We start from the raw sequence: 18,225 nt of genomic DNA on the forward strand, positions 1-18,225 counted from the left end.
CCTGCCCCCGACACCCCTCGGCAACCCCCCGTGACGGTGACCGGACAACCCGGGGACAAATGATCATCAGCTGAATGTCCCTAGCGCCGAATGCTTTTACCGGATAACCACACGATCTGCACAGTGATTTGTCGCACATAAGCCACCGACACGCGGTGCGATGGCCGGGATCCGGCGGAGACGCTGTGTCACAGTGCAAACCCCGGGAGGAACGGGTTACTGCACGAAAGGCTGGTCGGTTCGATGAAAGCGCTGGTTGTGCCCCTGATACCGAGAGACGGGTTCACCGTCCGCCGCAGCGGCGAGCGATGGGAACTCGTCAACACCCGGCATTACGGTCGCAGCGTGGTACTGCATTCCTGGCCCCGCGAGCAGCACAGCGAGGCCTTCGAACACTGCTATCGCCTCAACGGGCGAGCGGCGGCGGCGGTGCGGGCTACCGCACGAGTGCGGTAGCCGTCCGGGAAAAACGTGCGCGCGGAGCGCCGATGTGACAAGGTGTTCCCTCGTGCGTTCCCCCCTGCTCACCGGTGCGGCGTCCCGCGTGGCCGCACCCGCCACTGTCCTGGCCGCCGCAGCGATCCTGTTCGCCGGCGCACCCGCCGGTCTACCCTCGGCCGATGCCGTCCCGCACGCCCACACTCAGGGTTGCGCACACGGATTCGACTGCGATATGTCCGCCCGGATCGACTCCGTCAACGCCTACCTCGACTCCCGGCCGGGCGTCACCGGCTATGTGATCCGGGATCGGCAGACCGGCGCGGTCTATGCCGGCCCGCACGCCGAAGACCTGGTGTGGAGCGCCTCCACCATCAAACTCGCCATCGCCGAGGACCTGCTCAACCGGGCCCGGGTCGGTGCCATCGCCCTGCCGCCGGAGGACCGCGCGCTCATCGAGAGGATGATGTCGACCTCCAACGACCAGGCCACCGATCTGCTCTGGAACAAGTACTCCGGACTCGACGGGCAGGCGTTCAACAACGCCTTCCGCGCCAACGGCATGACCAGCCTCGCCCCGCAGACCGGGCCGGGCGGGCGCCCGCACTGGGGCTTCCAGAAGACGACCGCCGCGGATCTGGACCGGCTGATGTCGAATGTGCTCGACCGGATGCATCCGGACGACCGCAATTATCTGCTGGACCTGATGCGCCGGGTCGACTCCAACCAGCACTGGGGCGTCTGGGGTGCCGGGGCGGCCATGCGGCCGGGCCTGAAGAACGGCTGGTCCGAGGAGCAGGGCGGCTGGGTGGTCAACTCGGTCGGATTCGCCGGACCGGGTGAGCGCTACACACTCGCCATCATGACGGCGATGAACGGCGAGGGCGGCTACCAGGAGGGTTCGGAAACCGATACCACCGTCGCCGAATACCTGCTGTCGGGCCGCTGACGACTCGCAACCTCACGAAGGGCTCCCGTCCGGAACGGGAGCCCTTCGTCGTCCGGGCCGGATCAGCGCAAACGCCGCAACCGCATCGGCGCGTCGTCCCGGGGGAACGGAATCGTGGTGAACCCCCACGGCATCCGGTAGCCCTCCGGGAAGCTCCACTCGTAATCGCGGACCATGGCCGAGATGATGGTCTTCACCTCGAAGGTCCCGAAATGCATTCCGATGCACTTGTGCGATCCTGCCCCGAACGGCATCCAGGCCAGCCGGTGCGCCTTGTCTTCACGGCGCTCCTCGGAGAACCGCAGCGGATCGAAGACCTCGGGAGCGGTCCAGAGCTCGTCGAGCAGGTGATTCACCTGGTAGCCGAGGTCCACGGGAGTTCCGGCCGGAATGTACCGGCCGAGGATCTCGGTATCGCGCACGGCACGGCGCACCATTCCCGGTACCGGCGGCATCAGCCGCAGGCTCTCCTTGACCACCAGGTCCAGGTTGTGCAGGGTGTCCAGATCCGCGATGGCAGGAGATTCGGCGGCCGAATCCAGCGCCCGCACCTCCGCCCGCACCTTCTGCTGCCACTCCGGATGTTTACCCAGGTAGTAGGCGACCGCGGTGGCGGTGGTCGTGGTGGTGTCGTGGGCGGCCATGATCAGGAAGATCATATGGTTGACCACGTCGGCGTCGCTGAATACCGACCCGTCCTCGGCCCGCGCGTGACAGAGCCCGGAGAAGAAGTCGGGCGCGTCGCTGCGCCGCTTGTCCGGCAGCATGGCGGTGAAATAGTCCTCGAGCACCTTGCGGCCGCGCAGTCCGGCGCGCCATTTACCGCCGGGGACGTTGTGCCGGACGATCGCCAGCCCGGCATGGGTACAGGCGACGAAGGCCTCGGTGAGTTTCCGGCGTTCCGCGCCGACCTCGGCCGCCATGAAGGTCTCCCCGGCGATATCCAGGGCCATCTCCTTGATCGCCGGGAACAACTGCACCGTCCGGGTGGCGTCGCGCCCCTCGGGCACCCACCCGGAGATGGTGGAGCGGACCACGGGCGTCAGTTCGGCCAGATGCGCCTCGAGGCGGTCGCGGGTGAACGCCTGCTGCATGATGCGGCGGTGGAACATATGCTCGTCGAATTCGAGCAGCAGCAGCCCGCGCCGGAAGAAGGGCCCGATGAAGTAGTCCCAGCCCTGCCCGAAATCGCGGCGGCGGCGTCCGACCACCTCGTCGAGGGCATCCGGGCCCGCGGCGAACACTCGGTCCATACCCAGGGAGCTGTTGATACTGACCGGGCCGTAGCGGCGATATCGGTCGAGCATCTCGGCCGGACCCCACCGCATGTAGTGGAAGGTACGGCCCATATACGGGAGTCCGGCGTCCCCGCGGACCGCGACGGCGTCGCTCCCATCGGGCGGGGTCGCCAGGGTTCTGGGACGATCGGGCACCTTCAGCAGCAGACGATCCACGAGATGCCGATTCGGTATCTCGATGAGCGCCGAGTTCTCGGTATCGGTGTGCGCACGCGATCGCCGCGCGGCGACACGGTCGACGGTGACCATGGCGAAACCTCCTGAGAGACAGCACCCATCGTATTGTCTTTGTTGCAACCGCTGCGCTGTTTCCACCGAATCGGTACCATCCCGCGCTCCCCCGAGACCACCACGCGATCGCTATGGTGGTGAGATGCCACACCGCGATCAGTGAACAACGGGCATCTAACCGTGTCCTCCACCGCTACTGCTACTACCGTGTGCGTTGTCAGGAAAGATCACCCGGGCAGCACCGGCCCACCGCTGCGAGGAGCGACCATGAGCACGCAACCTGTTGGAAACGGCCGGCACCGCGTCGTCGTGATCGGGTCCGGATTCGGCGGTCTGTTCGGAACCAAGCACCTCAAACGGGCCGATGTCGAGGTCACGCTCATCTCCAAGAGCACGACCCATCTGTTCCAGCCGCTGCTGTACCAGGTCGCGACCGGAATCCTGTCGGTCGGCGAGATCGCGCCCGCGACGCGCCTGGTCCTGCGTAAACAGAAGAATGCCCGGGTGCTGCTCGGCGAGGTCACCGATATCGATCTGGACAACCGCACCGTCACCTCCGTGCTACTGGGCGAATCGACCGTCACCCCCTACGACAGTCTCATCGTCGCGACCGGCGCCCAGCAGTCCTATTTCGGTAACGATCAGTTCGCCACCTTCGCGCCGGGTATGAAGACCATCGACGACGCACTCGAACTGCGCGGCCGGATTCTGGGCTCCTTCGAACAGGCCGAGGTGGCCCGCACCCAGGAGGAACGCGATCGGCTGCTGACCTTCGTGGTCGTCGGCGCCGGCCCCACCGGGGTCGAGCTGGCCGGGCAGATCGCCGAACTGTCCGATCGCACCCTGGAGGGCACCTTCGACCATATCGACCCCCGTGACGCCCGGGTGATCCTGGTGGAGGGCGCGGGGGCGGTACTCGGCCCGATGGGTCCCAAACTGGGCGGTAAGGCGCAGCGGCGGCTGGAACGCATGGGCGTGGAGATCCAGCTCAACGCCATGGTCACCGATGTCGACGCGCACGGCGTGACGGTGAAGGACCAGGACGGCACCATCCGGCGGATCGAATCGGCGTGCAAGGTGTGGTCGGCCGGAGTTCAGGCCAGTCCGCTGGGAAAGCTGCTGGCCGACCGTTCCACGGGCACCGAGGTGGACCGGGCCGGTCGCGTGGTGGTGGAACCGGATCTCACCATCCAGGGCCATCCGAATGTCTTCGTCGTCGGTGACCTCATGTCGGTACCGGGTGTCCCGGGACAGGCCCAGGGCGCGATCCAGGGCGCCACCTACGCCGCGAAGCAGATCAAGGCCGAGACCGCGGGTAAGCAGGCCGTCACCGACCGCCGGCCGTTCAAGTACTTCAACAAGGGCAGTATGGCGACGGTCTCGCGTTTCAGCGCCGTCTGCCAGGTGGGCAAGCTCGAGTTCGGCGGTTTCATCGCGTGGCTCGCGTGGCTGGCCCTGCACCTGTACTACCTCGTCGGTTACCGGAGCCGGATCATCACGATCATCCAGTGGTTCGTCACCTTCCTCGGCCGTAGCCGCGGCCAGATGGCGGCGACCGAACAGTGGATCTTCGCGCGGCTGGCACTCGAAGCGGTGTACAGCGACAGCGAGGAGGGCGAGGAGATCGTGCGCGGAGCCGCGGGACGCCGGCCACAGGGCCCGGCCGGCGGTGGCGCAGGTGCCGAAACCACCACCGCCACGGGCGTCGAAACCGCCACGCCGGACGGCAAGAAACCCGCAGGCAACCGAAAAGTCGGCTGACCCGGCCGACATCCCAGATCCTCGCCCGCTCCGGAGCTAATATCGGGCAAACCGACAATTTCCGGAGAGAGGCGACCATGGGTAAGCACAGCACTACCGGTGTGACCCGGCGCGCTGCGGGTTCGGTCCTCGCGGCGGGCGCCATCCCGCTCATCGTGACGCTGATCGGTGCCGGTACCGCCGAAGCCGAGGCGTTCCCCACGCCACCTCCGATCCCCGTGCTGCCCGCCGCCGCGCCCACCCCGGTGCCGAATCCGATCGCGGACCCGCTGCCGCAGGTCACCACCGCGGTACAGGATGCGGTCCGGTCGGCCACCGACGCCGTCGCGACCGTCACCGCACCCTTCACCCGGCTCGCTCCCGCCCTCGCGCCGGTCCCGCCGCCGATCGCCGCCGACCAGCACGTACCCGGCACCCGGCCGGTTCCGGAGGATTCCTATCTCGCGCCGCAGGGCGAACTGCATCCGCCGGTGCCGGTGTTGCCGGTGGCGCCGATCGAGGCACCACCGGGCACGCTCCGTATCGGCACCATGGTGATGACCTCGCCCGTCGACGTCCGCGAGGTCAATGCCGGTGCGGCCCAGGCCGAGGCCCAGATCGCGACCTTCCTCGATTCGGTGGGAATCGACCGCGCCCGGTCGGACCGGATGGCGGCGCAAACCCTCGGTACCGCCGCCGTCGGCGCGGCGATCGGCACCGCGGCGGCCGCCCCGGTGGCCATCCCGTTCGCGATGCTCGGCGCGGCGGCGGGATTCGTCGCCGGAATACCGTTCCTGCCGACCGGTCTGGTCATCGGGCCGGTCCTCGGCGCGGCCATCGGGTACGGCGTCGTCACCATCCCGGCCATGATCGCGGGTGCCGCACTCGGTGGCGCGATCGGGGCGACGGAGGGCTTCACCGCGCCGCCCTTCGGTATTCCGCCCCGCTGATCCGCAGCCCCGGCCGGGCCGGCAGCAACCCTCGGGCACACTCCCCCGGACGCCGCCCGCACCCCGTATCCGGAGACCCACGCCAAGCCGTCTGGACAGCCGATCCCATCCGCCGGACGTTCCGGTCCGAATGTCGTGCATACAGACAAATTCCCGGAGAAAGGCGACCATGGGTAAGCACAGAGCTACCGGTCCGTCTCGGCGGGCTGCCGGCTCGGTAGTCGCGGCGGGCGCGATCCCGCTCATCGCGACGCTGATCGGCGCCGGCACGGCCAATGCCGAAGCACTCCCCGCTCCACCCGCGTCATCCCCGATCCCCGCCCTGCCGACGGATCTGATTCTCATGGCACCGGCCACCACCGATCCGATCCGCGATCTCACCACCACCGTGCACGAGGCAACACAGGTGGCCGTCCGGTCCGCGACCGATACCTTCGGGGTCGCCGCCGCACCCTTCTTCGCCCCGGCGCCCGCACCGGCCGCGGTCGCCGACCCCGTCCCGGCGCCCGCACCGGCGACCCGCCCCATCCCCCAGCACGCCTATCTCGCGCCGCAGGGTGAGCTGCACGCACCGTTGCCGGTGGCGCCGGTGGCGCCCATCGAGGCGCCCCCGGGCAAGCTGCGGATCGGCAACATCATCATGGATGCGCCGTTCGATGTCCGGGAGATCAATACCGGTGCGGCGCAAACCGAGGCACAGCTGGCGACGTTCCTCGACTCGGTGGGCGTCGAGCGCAGCCGGTCGGATCGGATCGCCGCCCAGACCATGGGTTCGGCCGCCATCGGCGCGTCGGTCGGCAATACGCTGGCCTCCCCGATCGCGGCGACCTCCGCCATGGTGGGTGCCGTGGCCGGTTTCATCTCGGGGATTCCGTTCCTGCCGATCGGCCTGGTGATCGGGCCCGTTCTCGGCGCGGCCATCGGTTACGCGGTGATCGCGGGACCCGCGATGGCGGCCGGCGCGGCAGTCGGCGGCGCGATCGGCGCGGCCGACGGTTTCGCGGCGGCGCCCTACGGAGCCCCGCCGCAGTGATTCCCCCGGTGCCCGGCGGTTCTACGGCCGCCGGGCGCCCTATCGGCCGGTCGTCCGCGCGGACGACCGGCCGTTCTTTCCCACCGCTACGGCAACCGCCGCCATCACCAGCAGCACCGCCGCGCCGACGGCGAGTGAGGTGTGCGCACCCGTGACGAACGCGTCCCGCGCGGCGTCCAGGAGCGCGGTATCCGTTCCGTACCGCTGAATCGTCTCACCCAGGGTGGGCGCGAACTCGCCCGAAGACCGGAAGACCAGCGCGGCCAGCGATCCGAGCAATGCCAGACCCAGTGCGTTGCCGAGTTCGAAACTGGTTTCGGAGATCCCCACCGCGGAACCCGCCCGTTCGGCCGGGACCGCGGCCACCGCGACTTCCGAGACCAGCGTGAACACGATCCCGTAGCCGACACCCGCGATGGCCGAACCCGCCACATACCAGCCCGCGCCGCCGTCCGCACCGATACCGAGCACCAGGATATTGCCGATCGCGGCCACCAGCAGTGCGAGCGCGAACGCCCAGCGCACCCCGAGCCGCCGGCCCACCGCCGAACCACCGACCGAGAACACGAAGACGGTGACTGCCATCGGGATCCCCAGCAGCGCCGCCCGCAGGGGATCACGCCCGGTGACCGATTGCAGCCAGATGCTGCTCAGATAGCTCAACCCGGCCAGCGACATCATGGCCGCCGTACTCGATCCGATGGCCAGCGAGAAACGCGCCCGGCGGAACAGGGCGAGATCGAGCAGCGGTTCGGTGAGGCGCCGCTGGCGGCGCACGAAGATCGTGAGCATCCCCGCGCCGGCCAGGGCACTCAGCAGCGCTTCCGCGTCGGGTCCGTACTCGGCGATATGTTTGACCGCGTACACCGCGGGCAGGATGCCACCGATGGACAGCGCGACGCTCGGCAGATCCAGCGGTCCCAGCGCCGCGGCCCGATGTTCGGGCAGCAGGATCGGCGCGAACACCAGCAGGACCAGCAGCACCGGCACATTGATCAAGAACACCGAACCCCACGAGAAGTGGTGCAGCAGTATTCCGCCGATGATCGGCCCGACGGCCGAACCCCCGGCGAAGAACGCGGTCCAGATCCCGATCGCGGTGGACCGTTGCCGCTGATCGGGGAAGAGGTTGGAGATCAGCGCCAGGCTGGACGGAAGCAGGGTGGCGCCACCGATTCCCATCAGCGCCCGCGCGGCGATGAGCACGGCGGCGCTCGGCGCGAAGGCCGCGAGGGCAGAGGCGATACCGAAGACGGTGGCCCCGGCCAGCAGCACAGTGCGGCGGCCGACGCGGTCACCCAGATTGCCCATGGTGATCAGCAGACCGGCGATGAGGAACCCGTAGATGTCCAGAATCCACAGCTGCTGCGCCGCGGTCGGATCGAGGTCGGCCGTCAGGGTCGGCAGCGCCAGGAACAACACGGACATATCCATCGACACCAGCAGCACCGGCAACAGCAGCACGGCCAGGCCGAACCAGCCGCGCCGGCCGCTCCCGGCGACCGGCGCGCTCCGCGCGGCCTCCACATTCGTCATCGACGGTCCCTTCCCGATCTTCGGTTCACCTAGTCGTAACACGCCCGGGGTCCGCCGCTGTTCCGGGCCGGTGCCCTGGATAGCGCCGATCACACCCCGGCGCGAGGCGCCCGGACCCCGGCGTGCTTCGATCCAGCGGTGAGCCCCGATATCGTGGTCTGCGGCCTGGGACCGGCCGGGCGCGCGCTCGCCCACCGATGCCTGGCCCGTGGAATGACGGTCACCGTGGTGGATCCGCGGCCGGAGCGACGCTGGCGCGCGACCTATGCCGCATGGGCCGATGAGCTCCCCGCCTGGCTCGATCCCGCCGCGATCGCGGCCACCGTCACCGAACCGCGAGCGTACGGACAGCGCGAGCATCGGATATCCCGGCCCTACACCGTCCTCGATACGGCCGCACTGCAGACCGGTCTCGACCTCACCGGCGCGACGGTGGTGGCCGCCCGGGTCACGGCGATCGACCGGCACGAGGTCCGGCTGGATACCGGCCGCCGGCTCCGCGCCGGGCGCGTGGTGGACGCCCGGGGACTGCCCCGGCGCCCGGGCGCCGCCGAGCAGACCGCCTTCGGCCTCGTCCTACCCCGGAGCACGCGCACCGATTCCGCGCTTTTCATGGACTGGCGCGACGACAACGGGACCGATCCCGGCGCACCCCGCTCGTTCCTCTACAGCGTCCCCCTCGGTGGGGATACCGTCCTGGCGGAGGAGACCTGCCTGGCGGGCGCACCCGCGATCACCCCGGGCGAACTGGCCGGACGGCTTCGGCACCGCCTGCGGGTCCGCGGGATCGAGGTGCGCGGTGACGAACCGGTCGAGCGGGTGCGGTTCCGCGTCGCCGGTGGCGCTCCCGGGTCCGGCACCTTCGGGGCGGCGGGCGGGTATCTGCATCCGGCCACCGGCTACAGCGTGGCGGCCGCGCTGTCGGCCGCCGATATCGTCGCCGCGGGCGGCACGGGCTGGACCGTATCGGCCCGGGCCGTGCATCGGCTGCGGCGGGCCGGGTTGCGGGCACTGCTGGCCCTGCCGCCGGCGGAACTACCGGGTTTCTTCGACGCATTCTTCGACCTCGATATCGGCCTGCAGCGCGCCTATCTCTCCGACCGCGACGACCTCACCGGAATGCTCGGTGCGATGTCCCGGATCTTCGCCGCGCTACCCGGTTCCACCCGGGCCCGGCTCGCCGCGGCGACACTCCATTTCCCGGCGCCCTCGCACACGGGGTCGGCTTCGGTCATCATGGAGTGATGCGGTCAATCTGGAAAGGCTCGATCGCGTTCGGGCTGGTGAATGTCCCTGTGAAGGTGTACACCGCCACCGAGGACCACGATATAAAATTTCATCAGGTCCACGCCAAAGACGGCGGCCGGATCAAATACGACCGCGTCTGCACCGTATGCGGACAATCCGTCAAGTTCGCCGATATCGACAAACAATACGAATCGCCGGAGGGCGACAAAGTCGTCCTGACCGACGACGATTTCGCCACATTGCCGGTGGCCGAGAAACACGAGATTCCGGTCCTGCAATTCGTGCCGTCGGACCAGATCGACCCGATTCTCTACGACAAGACCTACTACCTCGAACCGGATTCGACCACCCCCAAGGCCTATGTCCTGCTGGCCGCCACCCTCGACCGGATAGACCGCACCGCGCTCGTGCACTTCACCCTGCGCCAGAAGACCCGGCTCGCCGCCATGCGGGTGCGCGACGGCATGCTGGTGCTGCAGACACTGCTGTGGCCCGATGAGGTGCGGTCGGTGTCGTTCGAATCCCTGGAGGATGCCAAGGCTCCGCGTCCGCAGGAGATAAAGATGGCCGAGACGCTGGTCGAATCGATGTCGGAGGATTTCGATCCGGATCAATACACCGACGAATACCAGCGTGAACTGCAGAGCCTGCTCGAGGACGCCATATCCCGGGGCGACGGCAAGGCGCCGGAACGTCCGGAGACGGCGGCCGCGGAATCCGATGCCGAGGTCGTCGATCTGGTGGCGGCGCTTCAGCGCAGTCTGGAGGCCAGTGGCGCCCGGGGCGGCGACTCGGAGTCCGGGAAAGGGGCCGCCAAGGCCCCCGCCCGCAAATCCGCACCACGCAAGGCCCCGGCCAAGAAGCCGGCCCCTGCCAAGACGGATCGGAAACGGACCCGCAAGGGCGCCTGAGCGGCGGTCATACCGCCTGGATGTACCACTCCAGCGCGCCCTCGGGTCCGCGCTCGGTGTGGTGGTAGTGGAAGCCGAGATGACGGGCCAGCGCCACCGCGCGCGCATTACCCGGCTCGATTCGCAGCACCGCCTCGTCGGCCAGATCGTGCCGGGCCAGATACCGGCAGGCCAGCACCACACTGCGGCCGGCCACGCCCCGCTCGCGCCAGGTCGCGTAGATCCCGTAGCCGATATCGGCCTGCCGCTTCGCGAGGAATTCCTGTTCCAGCGCCAGATCGAGCGTGCCGGCCAGTGCGCTCGTCGCGACGTCGACCACGCCGAACGTCTTGCACGGACCGTCGTCGGCCCACTCCGCAACACAGCGCTGGAATTCCGCTACGACATTCGGGGTTCCGGGCCCCTGCGAAGGCCGCACCGATTCCCCATCCAGAGCGGCCAGATGCGCCGCGGCGTCGGCGACCTCGATCGGCCGTAGCCCGATCACCCCATCCGATATCAGCACGCGATCATGATCTGCATATCTCCCGGCATTCGACAAGCCTCACCACGGCGCGCCGTACACCGAATTCGCTGGTGAGCCGCAAATGAGGCCTACGAAAATTCCGCGAACCCGATCACGCGGACACGCCCGCCGATTATGGCCCTCGTCGCGTACCGGGTGAATACTCAGGCCATGACCGATAACGCAGACGACCCGCATCGGCTCGTCTCCGCGGCCGTGGTGGTGGGCGCGGACGGCACCGGTGCCGCCCATTCGGCCATCCGCTGGGCCGCGGCCGTGGCCGCGCGCCGGGGACGGCGCCTGGTCATCGCCTATGCGATGAATTCGACCCCGGCCAGAACCTGGCTGATGGCCTATCAGCCGATGGTCGACGAAGCGGTCCAGATGTTGCGGACCCATGGGGAACAGGCCCTGGCCACCGGCGCCCAGGTGGCCCGGGAAGCCGCACCGGAGGTCACCGTCGATACGTATCTCTCGGAGCAGAATGCCGCGAAGATGCTCATCGAGCTGTCCAAATCGGCACATATGGTGGTGCTCGGTTCCCGCCGCGGCGGCGCCGTCTCACATCTCGGTTCCACGATCCTGGCGGTGTCAGCGCACGGCCGCGGCACCATCGTCGCGGTGCGCGAGGGCGGTGAGGACAGGATCGAGGGTCCGGTGGTCGTGGGTGTCGACGGAAGCCCGGTCGGCGATACGGCGGTGGCCGCGGCGTTCACCGAAGCCGCCGAACGCGAGACCGAACTGGTCGCGGTCCACACCTGGAGCGATCTCACCTTCACCGAATTCGCCAGCACCGGATACATCGAGATCCCGGCCGAGGATCTGCAGACCGCCGAACAGGCGGTCCTGGCCGAGCGGATGGCCGGCTGGCAACAGCGGTATCCCGAGGTCACCGTGCGCCGGGAGGTCTACCCGTCGACCCCGGCCCAGCATCTGCGGGAATGGTCCGAGCGCGCGCAACTCGTCGTCGTCGGCAGCCGCGGCCGCGGCGGGTTCCGCGGCCTGCTTCTCGGTTCGACCAGCCAATCGCTCATCCAGCACGCCGCCTGCCCGGTCATGATCACCCGGCCGGGCTGAGCCGCGCCCGTCCGTCGGCCCCGGCTCGCTCAGCCGTTGAGCGAGGCCAGCAGCTTGCGGGTCCGCCGGGCATCGTCGCCACCGGCGAACACCGAGCCCACGAATTCCGTGGCCCCGGCATCGAAGACCTCCCGCACCCGGGCCGCGACCTGCTCCTCCGAACCGATGATCGCCAGGTCCGCGGGGCCGGCGGCGCCTTCGCGATCCATCATCGCCCGGTACGACGGCAAGGTCCCGTACATGGCGAAGCTGCGAGCCGCCAGTTCCCGGGCCGACTCGATATCGTCGGTCACCAGCACGGGCAGCGAGCATACGATCCGGGCGGGCGGCCGCCCGGCTTCGGCCACGGCCGCGCCGAGCGTGGGGGCGATATGGTCGCGGATGGTGGCCGGTCCGGTCATCCACAACACCGTCCCGTCGGTCCGGCGCGCGGCCAGGCGCAGCATCTGCGTGCCCATGGCGGCCAGCAGGACCGGTACCCGCCCTTCGTCGGGTATTCCCAGTTCGAGCTTCCCGACAAGGGTCTCGCCGGTGAACGAGGCCGGTTCGTGGGCCAGCAGCGGCTCCAGCACCGACAGGTACTCGCGCATATGACGGGCGGGCCGTTCGAAGTCGTATCCGAACATGTTCTCGATGACCACGCGGTGCGAAAGCCCGATACCCAGGGTCAGCCGGTCCGGCCCGACCGCGAGTGCGGTGGTGCGGGCCTGCTGGGCCAAGGCGCCGGGATGGCGCGGATAGGTGGGCACGACCGCGGTACCGAGCTCGATCTCCGGAACCCGGCTCCCGGCGACGGCGAGCGCGGTGAGGGCGTCGAGGCCGAAGATGTGGGAGAGCCAGGCCGAGCGGAAACCTTCGTCGGCGCTGCGGCGCAGATCGTCGGAGAGCCGCTGCAGGGCGTCGGCTCCGGATCGTTCACCGAGCAGAATTCCGATTCGCACTGCGGGCCTCCTGGTCGTCGGCTGATGGGTCCGGACCTCGCGGTTCCGGATGCCGAGCCTACCCGTGCGGCCCGGTGCCGGTACCGGCACGGCAACACCCGCCGACGCGCCCGCGACGTCCTCGACCGGCGACCCGCGGCGGTGCATGCTGTGGGGATGGACGAGTTTGCGAACTGGAGGTCCAGCGGGCAGCGCTTCACCCATCGCGGGCACCAGATCTTCTGGCAGTCGGGCGGAACCGGCTCCGGCGGCGCGCTGCTGTGCCTGCACGGCTTCCCGACCGCGTCCTGGGACTGGCATCTGGTCTGGCCCGATCTGTGCGAACAGTTCGCCCCGGTACTGGCACCGGATCTGATCGGTTTCGGCTGGTCGGCCAAACCGCAGCAGTATGACTATTCGATCGCCGATCAGGCCGATCTGTCCGAACAACTGCTCCGGGAGCAGGGTGTCGCGCGGTTCCACATCCTGGCCCACGACTACGGCGATACGGTGGCCCAGGAAATGCTGGCCCGGGACGCCGAACGCCGGGCGGCCGGGGATACCTCCCTGGTGCTCGAATCGGTATGCCTGCTCAACGGCGGCCTGTTCCCGGAGGCGCACCGGCCCCGGCCCATCCAGCGGCTGCTCGCCGGGCCGCTCGGCCCCCTGGTCGGCAGGTTCGGCAACGAGAAGACCTTCGCCCACAGTCTGGCGGCGGTGTTCGGGCCCGACAGCCGGCCCGATGACGAGCAGATGCACCGATTCTGGCTGCTGTGGTGCAGTAAGCACGGAAAACGCAACGGCCACAAGGTGATGCACTATCTCGCCGAACGCCGCGCCCGGCGCGAACGGTGGGTCGGCGCGCTGACCCGGCCGCAGGTCCCCGTCCGGTTCATCGACGGCACCCTCGACCCGGTCTCCGGCGAGCGGATGGTGCGCCGCTACCGGCAACTGGTGTCCGAACCCGATGTGGTCGAACTCGACGAGGTCGGACACTATCCCCAGCTCGAGGCGCCCACACAGACCATGCGCGCGTTCCAGGAGTTCCACGGCACCCGGGTGACCTGACGGGTCGCGTTCCCGGCGGACCGCCGCTGCGGCCACTTCCCGGGTCTGCAGTAAGAGTGCGTGCGGCAGACCATCCGCGCTGATGGCGTCGCGGACAGATCTCATCCGATCGCCGGGGCTGCGGGGGCGCGTTCTCACGCACACCGGGCCGCACTGTCTCCGGCCGGGCGGCATATCGTCGCGCACGAATCGGGGCACTACGCCCCGATCACCGAACCGGAACTGCTGGTGGCCGAGATCCGGCGGCTGGCGATTGCGTTACCTCCGGGTTCGCCACCGCTGCCCGGCCGTAGAAGATCCGGGCGAGCGCGGCGTCGGAGGCCGCCAGCGCGTCCCGGTCAAAGGTCGAGGTCGTGGCGAGCAGTTCGGTGGCCCCGGTCCGCTCGGTGAGCTGTTCGAGCCGGCGGCGAACCGTCGCCGGCGATCCCGCCGTCGCGGTATCCAGGTTCGCGTCCACCCGGCGCCGGGTCTGCTCGGTCCGGTGCCGGGCCTTGATCGACGACACCGATTCCAGCGGCGGGAATTCGCCGGTGCTGCGCGACACGGCCATCGCCCAGGCCTCGGGTAACGCCAGCTCCCGGGCCTGCTCGTCGGATTCCGCGACCACGATGTCCAGGGCGATCAGGATCTCGGGCCGGTCCGCGCGCGGGGACGGTACGAACTCGCGCCGATACCGCGCCAGCACGGCTTCCAGCTCGGCACTGTGCAGGATCGGCCCGCCGAGCACAGCGGGTAACCCGAGCCGGGCAGCTACCTCCAGACCCCGGCCGGTGGCGAGCACGAAGGCCGGAGGGGCGGTCGCGATCACCGGGCGGGCGGTGACCGCCCCGCTTCCGTCCAGGTAGCCGAGCAATTCCGCCACATCGGCCTCGAACCGGTCCGGATCCCCCGCACCCTGCCGCATGGCCCGGCGGACCGGAGCGGTGAAGGCCGGCGAGCGGCCCAGTCCCAGATCGACCCGGCCCGGATACAGGGCTTCGAGCATCAGGAATTGCTCGGCGACGACCAGGGGCTGGTGATACGGCAACATCACCCCGCCCGCCCCGATACGGATCGAGGAGGTGCGCGCGCCGAGCGCGGCCATCAGTACCGGCGGCGAGCCGGAGGCGATCCCCGGCACCGCGTGATGCTCGGCCACCCAGAACCGCCGATAACCCGACGCCTCCGCGGCGATCGCGCGGGCGACAGTATGAGCGAGCGCGGCGGATTCGGGTTCACCGGTCCGGGTCCGCGACCGATCGAGCAGCGACAGTTCCACACCCGGGGAAACACGGGTTTCGCCGATCGTCTTCCCGGCGGCTGCTACGAGACAGGGATCCGCGGGGCCGGCCGCGCGGTAACCGTCGCGGTCCGGCCCGCTTCACCATGCCGAATACGCACTCGCCCATCGCATTAGCACACCCGCCGCAACAGCGGAATCGGGCACCTCCGATTCGGGCCGGCCGCGTCTGTTCACCTACGATTGTTCAGATCATCTGCCCACCCCCGGAGGATTGTATGGCGCGCAAGGTCATCGTTGAGCTGGTCGACGACTTCGACGGCAGTTCCCAGGCCGAGGAAACGGTCACACTGGCTCTCGACGGTGTCGCCTACGAAATCGATCTCTCGGCACAGAACGCCGAGAAGCTGCGCGGCATTCTCGGAGCATGGGCGGCGCACGCCCGCAAGGTCGGCGGCCGGGCCCCGAAGGGCAAGCGGCATCTCCCGGCGGCCGGTGGAAATCAGCAGACACAGGCCATCCGCGAATGGGCCCGTAAGAACGGGATCGACGTGTCCAGCCGCGGGCGGATCTCGGCCGAGGTCGTCGACGCGTACAAGAAGGCCCACCAGTAGGCGGCGGACGCCCGGGCGGCCCACGAGCCGCCACGCTGTCGTCACGTCCGGGTCCGATGGCCCCCGGTCATATCCATGGCCGGCCCAGCGCGAGTAAGATCACAAACCGGTAACGACGCGTTCATCCGGAACGACACCCGGACGGTATGCCGATGCCGTGGCAGGGCCACGCGATCGTCGGCATCGGTCGGGAACCGCGAGGTCGGCGCATGCCGGCCCGGCCCTGTGCTCACCGGATGAAAGGCCCTGCTCTGCCATGCCCACCCTGTCGTTCCGGCCCGCCGCGGGCCGCCGATTCTGGCCGGCGACGGCCGCCCTCGCCGTCCTGATCCTGACGTTATCCCTGTTCAGCAGCGGTGCGCCGACCGCCCGGGCAGCATTCGACCCGGCCGGGATGGATATCTGGGTCGATTCGAGTATGGGCCCGGTCAAATCGCGGGTCTTCCGCGCCGCGGACGGCAACACCTCGCGGGTCGTCTACGCCCTGGACGGTATGCGGGCCCGCGAGGACCTCAGCGGCTGGGAAATCGATACCGATATCGCCCGGGAATTCACCAAATGGAATATCAATGTGGTGATGCCGGTCGGCGGGCGGTCCAGTTTCTATACCGACTGGAACGCACCCAGCAATTTCCTGGGCGTGCCGCCGGGGTCGGGATCGGGCAACGGCTCGTCGTCGGGATCGGCGTCGGGTTCGGGCGGACTGCAGGTGCTGTCGGACGGGCCGGGAAAATCCACCCGATATACCTGGGAGACCTTCCTCACCCGGGAACTACCCGCCGCCCTCCGCGATCGCCTGGGCTTCGCCACCCAGCGCAACGGCGTCTTCGGCCTGTCCATGGGCGGTAGCGCCGCCCTCACCCTGGCCGCGCAGTATCCCGGTCAGTTCAGCTTCGCCGGCTCCTACTCGGGATATCTGAATATCTCCGCGCCGGGTATGCGCGAGGCGATCCGGGTCGCGATGATCGACGCCGGCGGCTACAACGTGGACGCCATGGCCGCGCCGTGGGATCCGAAATGGCTGCGGATCGACCCCTTCGTCGGGGCGCCGAGCCTGGTCGCGAACAACACCCGGTTGTGGGTCGCGGCGGCGAGCGGCCTCCCCGCCGCGACCGATGGTCCGAGCATCAGCACCGTCAACGGGATGGGACTCGAGGCGCTCGCCCTCGCGAACACCCGGGCCTTCCAGATCCGGATGGCGACCCTGGGCGCGGGCAATGTGCACTACGACTTCCCCGCGTACGGTATCCACGCCTGGAACAACTGGGCCGACCAGGCGCTGCGGATGCTGCCCGATCTCTCCGCGAATATCGGGTGAATCCCGGTCGACAACGGCCTGTGCCCGCGCGCACCCGCTGCCGCGGCGACGTTTGAGAGGTAGAGTGCGCCATCGTGCCGCTGGATGATGTAATTGTTTCTCCCCCTGAGGAATTCACCCCGACCGGAATAGATCCGGAAATGCCGGTAGGACATAGCTATCACGCTCGGGACCACTATGTCGTAGGTCGGGAGAAGATCCGCGAATTCGCCCGCGCGGTTCAGGACCATCACCCGGTGCACTGGTCCGAGGACGCGGGTATCGAATTCGGTTACGGCGGGCTCATCGCCCCGCCGACATTCTTCTCGGTGCCCGGATTCCTGGCTCAGACGCAAATGTTCGAATCGGTCATGGCCGGCTACGACCTCAGCCAGATCATGCAGACCGATCAGGTCGTCCGCTATCACCGGCCGATCCGGGCCGGAGACCACCTGCATTTCGAGATCCGCCTCGATTCGTTCCGGCAGGCCTTCGGCGGCGATCTGATCGGGTTCGAGAGCCTGGTCACCGATGCCCGCGGCGAGCCCGTCCTCGCTTCGCAGATCAGTATCGTCGGCCGCACCGGGGTCGAATCGAGCCTCGCCGATATCAGCGACCGAGTCCTCATGCACGGTTTCCGGCCGGGCAGCGCCACACCGGCACCGCAGGCGCGGGAGGCAGTTGCCGTTCCGGCCGGGCTCGGCACCGATTCGCCGGACCCGGTTGCGGCCGGTCGGTTCGCCCGGGCGTACGACTCCGTCGCGGTAGGCGACGAACTGCCCCCGCGAATCGTCCGGCTGAATCAGGGCGATCTGGTGAACTACGCCGGGGTCTCCGGCGACCCCAACCCGATCCACTGGAGCCAGGAAGTCGCCGGTCTCGTCGAACTCGACGCCCCGGTCGCGCACGGCATGCTGACGATCGGTATCGGCGCGGGATTCGTGACCTCGTGGCTGGGCGATCCGGGCGCCGTGCGCGAGTACGCGGTACGTCTCACCAGTCCGGTATTCGTCACCCGGGAAGGAGCCGAGGTGGAGTTCACCGGAAAGGTCAAGAGCATGGACCCGGTCCAGCGCACGGCGACGATCGCGGTCACCGCGAAACACCACGGCCGCCGGATCTTCGGCCGCGCGACCGCGACCGTCCGACTTCGCTGACGGAGTCCCGGCGTGCCGGCAGGTAGGACGCCCG

17 protein-coding genes are annotated in these 18,225 nt (G+C 69.0%); 12 read left to right on the top strand and 5 right to left on the bottom strand.

Annotated elements, in window-relative coordinates:
• The first annotated feature begins 243 nt into the window (after positions 1-243).
• Entirely contained in the window at positions 244-456 is a 213-nt protein-coding gene (locus AB0F41_RS05005; protein WP_357421391.1) for a hypothetical protein, read from the top strand.
• 52 nt (positions 457-508) lie between these two features.
• Positions 509-1,387 carry a serine hydrolase gene (locus AB0F41_RS05010; protein WP_357421392.1) on the top strand — a complete coding sequence of 293 codons (879 nt, stop codon included), beginning with the start codon at positions 509-511 and terminating at the stop codon, positions 1,385-1,387.
• A 62-nt stretch (positions 1,388-1,449) separates the two neighbouring features.
• Here AB0F41_RS05010 and AB0F41_RS05015 read toward each other — a convergent pair whose 3' ends face one another.
• Complete coding sequence (locus AB0F41_RS05015; protein WP_357421393.1) at positions 1,450-2,934, bottom strand: cytochrome P450; 1,485 nt, start codon at positions 2,932-2,934, stop codon at positions 1,450-1,452.
• A gap of 249 nt (positions 2,935-3,183) precedes the next feature.
• On the opposite strand from AB0F41_RS05015, the gene AB0F41_RS05020 reads away from it, so the two are divergent.
• The 3 genes from AB0F41_RS05020 (at position 3,184) to AB0F41_RS05030 (ending at position 6,639) form a co-directional block, all read left to right on the top strand.
• Positions 3,184-4,677: an NAD(P)/FAD-dependent oxidoreductase gene (locus AB0F41_RS05020; RefSeq protein ID WP_357421394.1), complete on the top strand. Its 1,494-nt coding sequence runs from the start codon at positions 3,184-3,186 to the stop codon at positions 4,675-4,677.
• 77 nt (positions 4,678-4,754) lie between these two features.
• Positions 4,755-5,606 carry a hypothetical protein gene (locus tag AB0F41_RS05025; protein WP_357421395.1) on the top strand — a complete coding sequence of 284 codons (852 nt, stop codon included), beginning with the start codon at positions 4,755-4,757 and terminating at the stop codon, positions 5,604-5,606.
• A gap of 169 nt (positions 5,607-5,775) precedes the next feature.
• The gene (locus AB0F41_RS05030; protein WP_357421396.1) at positions 5,776-6,639 is read left to right on the top strand and encodes a hypothetical protein; all 864 of its coding nucleotides are present in this window, start codon (positions 5,776-5,778) and stop codon (positions 6,637-6,639) included.
• A gap of 39 nt (positions 6,640-6,678) precedes the next feature.
• On the opposite strand, the gene AB0F41_RS05035 is transcribed toward AB0F41_RS05030, so the two are convergent.
• Entirely contained in the window at positions 6,679-8,175 is a 1,497-nt protein-coding gene (locus tag AB0F41_RS05035; protein ID WP_357421397.1) for an MFS transporter, read from the bottom strand.
• Positions 8,176-8,313: 138 nt separating this feature from the next.
• On the opposite strand from AB0F41_RS05035, the gene AB0F41_RS05040 reads away from it, so the two are divergent.
• Together AB0F41_RS05040 and AB0F41_RS05045 are read left to right on the top strand one after the other, a co-directional pair.
• Positions 8,314-9,420, top strand: coding sequence for a lycopene cyclase family protein (locus AB0F41_RS05040; RefSeq protein WP_357421398.1), 1,107 nt, complete (start codon positions 8,314-8,316; stop codon positions 9,418-9,420).
• Entirely contained in the window at positions 9,420-10,334 is a 915-nt protein-coding gene (locus tag AB0F41_RS05045) for a Ku protein (protein WP_357421399.1), read from the top strand. The genes AB0F41_RS05040 and AB0F41_RS05045 overlap by 1 nt, the downstream gene beginning before the upstream one ends.
• A 7-nt stretch (positions 10,335-10,341) precedes the next feature.
• Here AB0F41_RS05045 and AB0F41_RS05050 read toward each other — a convergent pair whose 3' ends face one another.
• Positions 10,342-10,839: a GNAT family protein gene (locus tag AB0F41_RS05050; protein ID WP_357421400.1), complete on the bottom strand. Its 498-nt coding sequence runs from the start codon at positions 10,837-10,839 to the stop codon at positions 10,342-10,344.
• A 171-nt stretch (positions 10,840-11,010) separates the two neighbouring features.
• Here AB0F41_RS05050 and AB0F41_RS05055 point away from each other — a divergent pair, with 171 nt between their 5' ends.
• Positions 11,011-11,916 (top strand): universal stress protein, encoded by a 906-nt coding sequence (locus tag AB0F41_RS05055; RefSeq protein ID WP_357421401.1) that lies wholly within the window; start codon positions 11,011-11,013, stop codon positions 11,914-11,916.
• A 29-nt stretch (positions 11,917-11,945) separates the two neighbouring features.
• Here the strand turns inward: AB0F41_RS05055 and AB0F41_RS05060 are convergent, their stop codons facing one another.
• A complete protein-coding gene (locus tag AB0F41_RS05060) occupies positions 11,946-12,857 on the bottom strand; it encodes an LLM class F420-dependent oxidoreductase (RefSeq protein ID WP_357421402.1) in 912 nt (303 codons plus the stop codon).
• Between the two features lie 156 nt (positions 12,858-13,013).
• On the opposite strand from AB0F41_RS05060, the gene AB0F41_RS05065 reads away from it, so the two are divergent.
• Entirely contained in the window at positions 13,014-13,904 is an 891-nt protein-coding gene (locus AB0F41_RS05065) for an alpha/beta hydrolase (protein WP_357421403.1), read from the top strand.
• 208 nt (positions 13,905-14,112) lie between these two features.
• On the opposite strand, the gene AB0F41_RS05070 is transcribed toward AB0F41_RS05065, so the two are convergent.
• Positions 14,113-15,162, bottom strand: coding sequence for an MsnO8 family LLM class oxidoreductase (locus AB0F41_RS05070; protein ID WP_357421404.1), 1,050 nt, complete (start codon positions 15,160-15,162; stop codon positions 14,113-14,115).
• 239 nt (positions 15,163-15,401) lie between these two features.
• Here AB0F41_RS05070 and AB0F41_RS05075 point away from each other — a divergent pair, with 239 nt between their 5' ends.
• The 3 genes from AB0F41_RS05075 to AB0F41_RS05085 all read left to right on the top strand — a co-directional run bounded on the left by AB0F41_RS05075 (position 15,402) and on the right by AB0F41_RS05085 (position 18,191).
• Positions 15,402-15,737 carry an Lsr2 family protein gene (locus AB0F41_RS05075; protein WP_357421405.1) on the top strand — a complete coding sequence of 112 codons (336 nt, stop codon included), beginning with the start codon at positions 15,402-15,404 and terminating at the stop codon, positions 15,735-15,737.
• Between the two features lie 256 nt (positions 15,738-15,993).
• Positions 15,994-17,055: an alpha/beta hydrolase family protein gene (locus tag AB0F41_RS05080; RefSeq protein ID WP_357421406.1), complete on the top strand. Its 1,062-nt coding sequence runs from the start codon at positions 15,994-15,996 to the stop codon at positions 17,053-17,055.
• Positions 17,056-17,195: 140 nt separating this feature from the next.
• Positions 17,196-18,191 (top strand): fused (3R)-hydroxyacyl-ACP dehydratase subunits HadA/HadB, encoded by a 996-nt coding sequence (locus AB0F41_RS05085; RefSeq protein ID WP_357421407.1) that lies wholly within the window; start codon positions 17,196-17,198, stop codon positions 18,189-18,191.
• Positions 18,192-18,225: the final 34 nt, after the last annotated feature.

The organism is Nocardia sp. NPDC024068, from assembly GCF_040638875.1.
In the GTDB taxonomy this organism is placed as follows: domain Bacteria; phylum Actinomycetota; class Actinomycetes; order Mycobacteriales; family Mycobacteriaceae; genus Nocardia.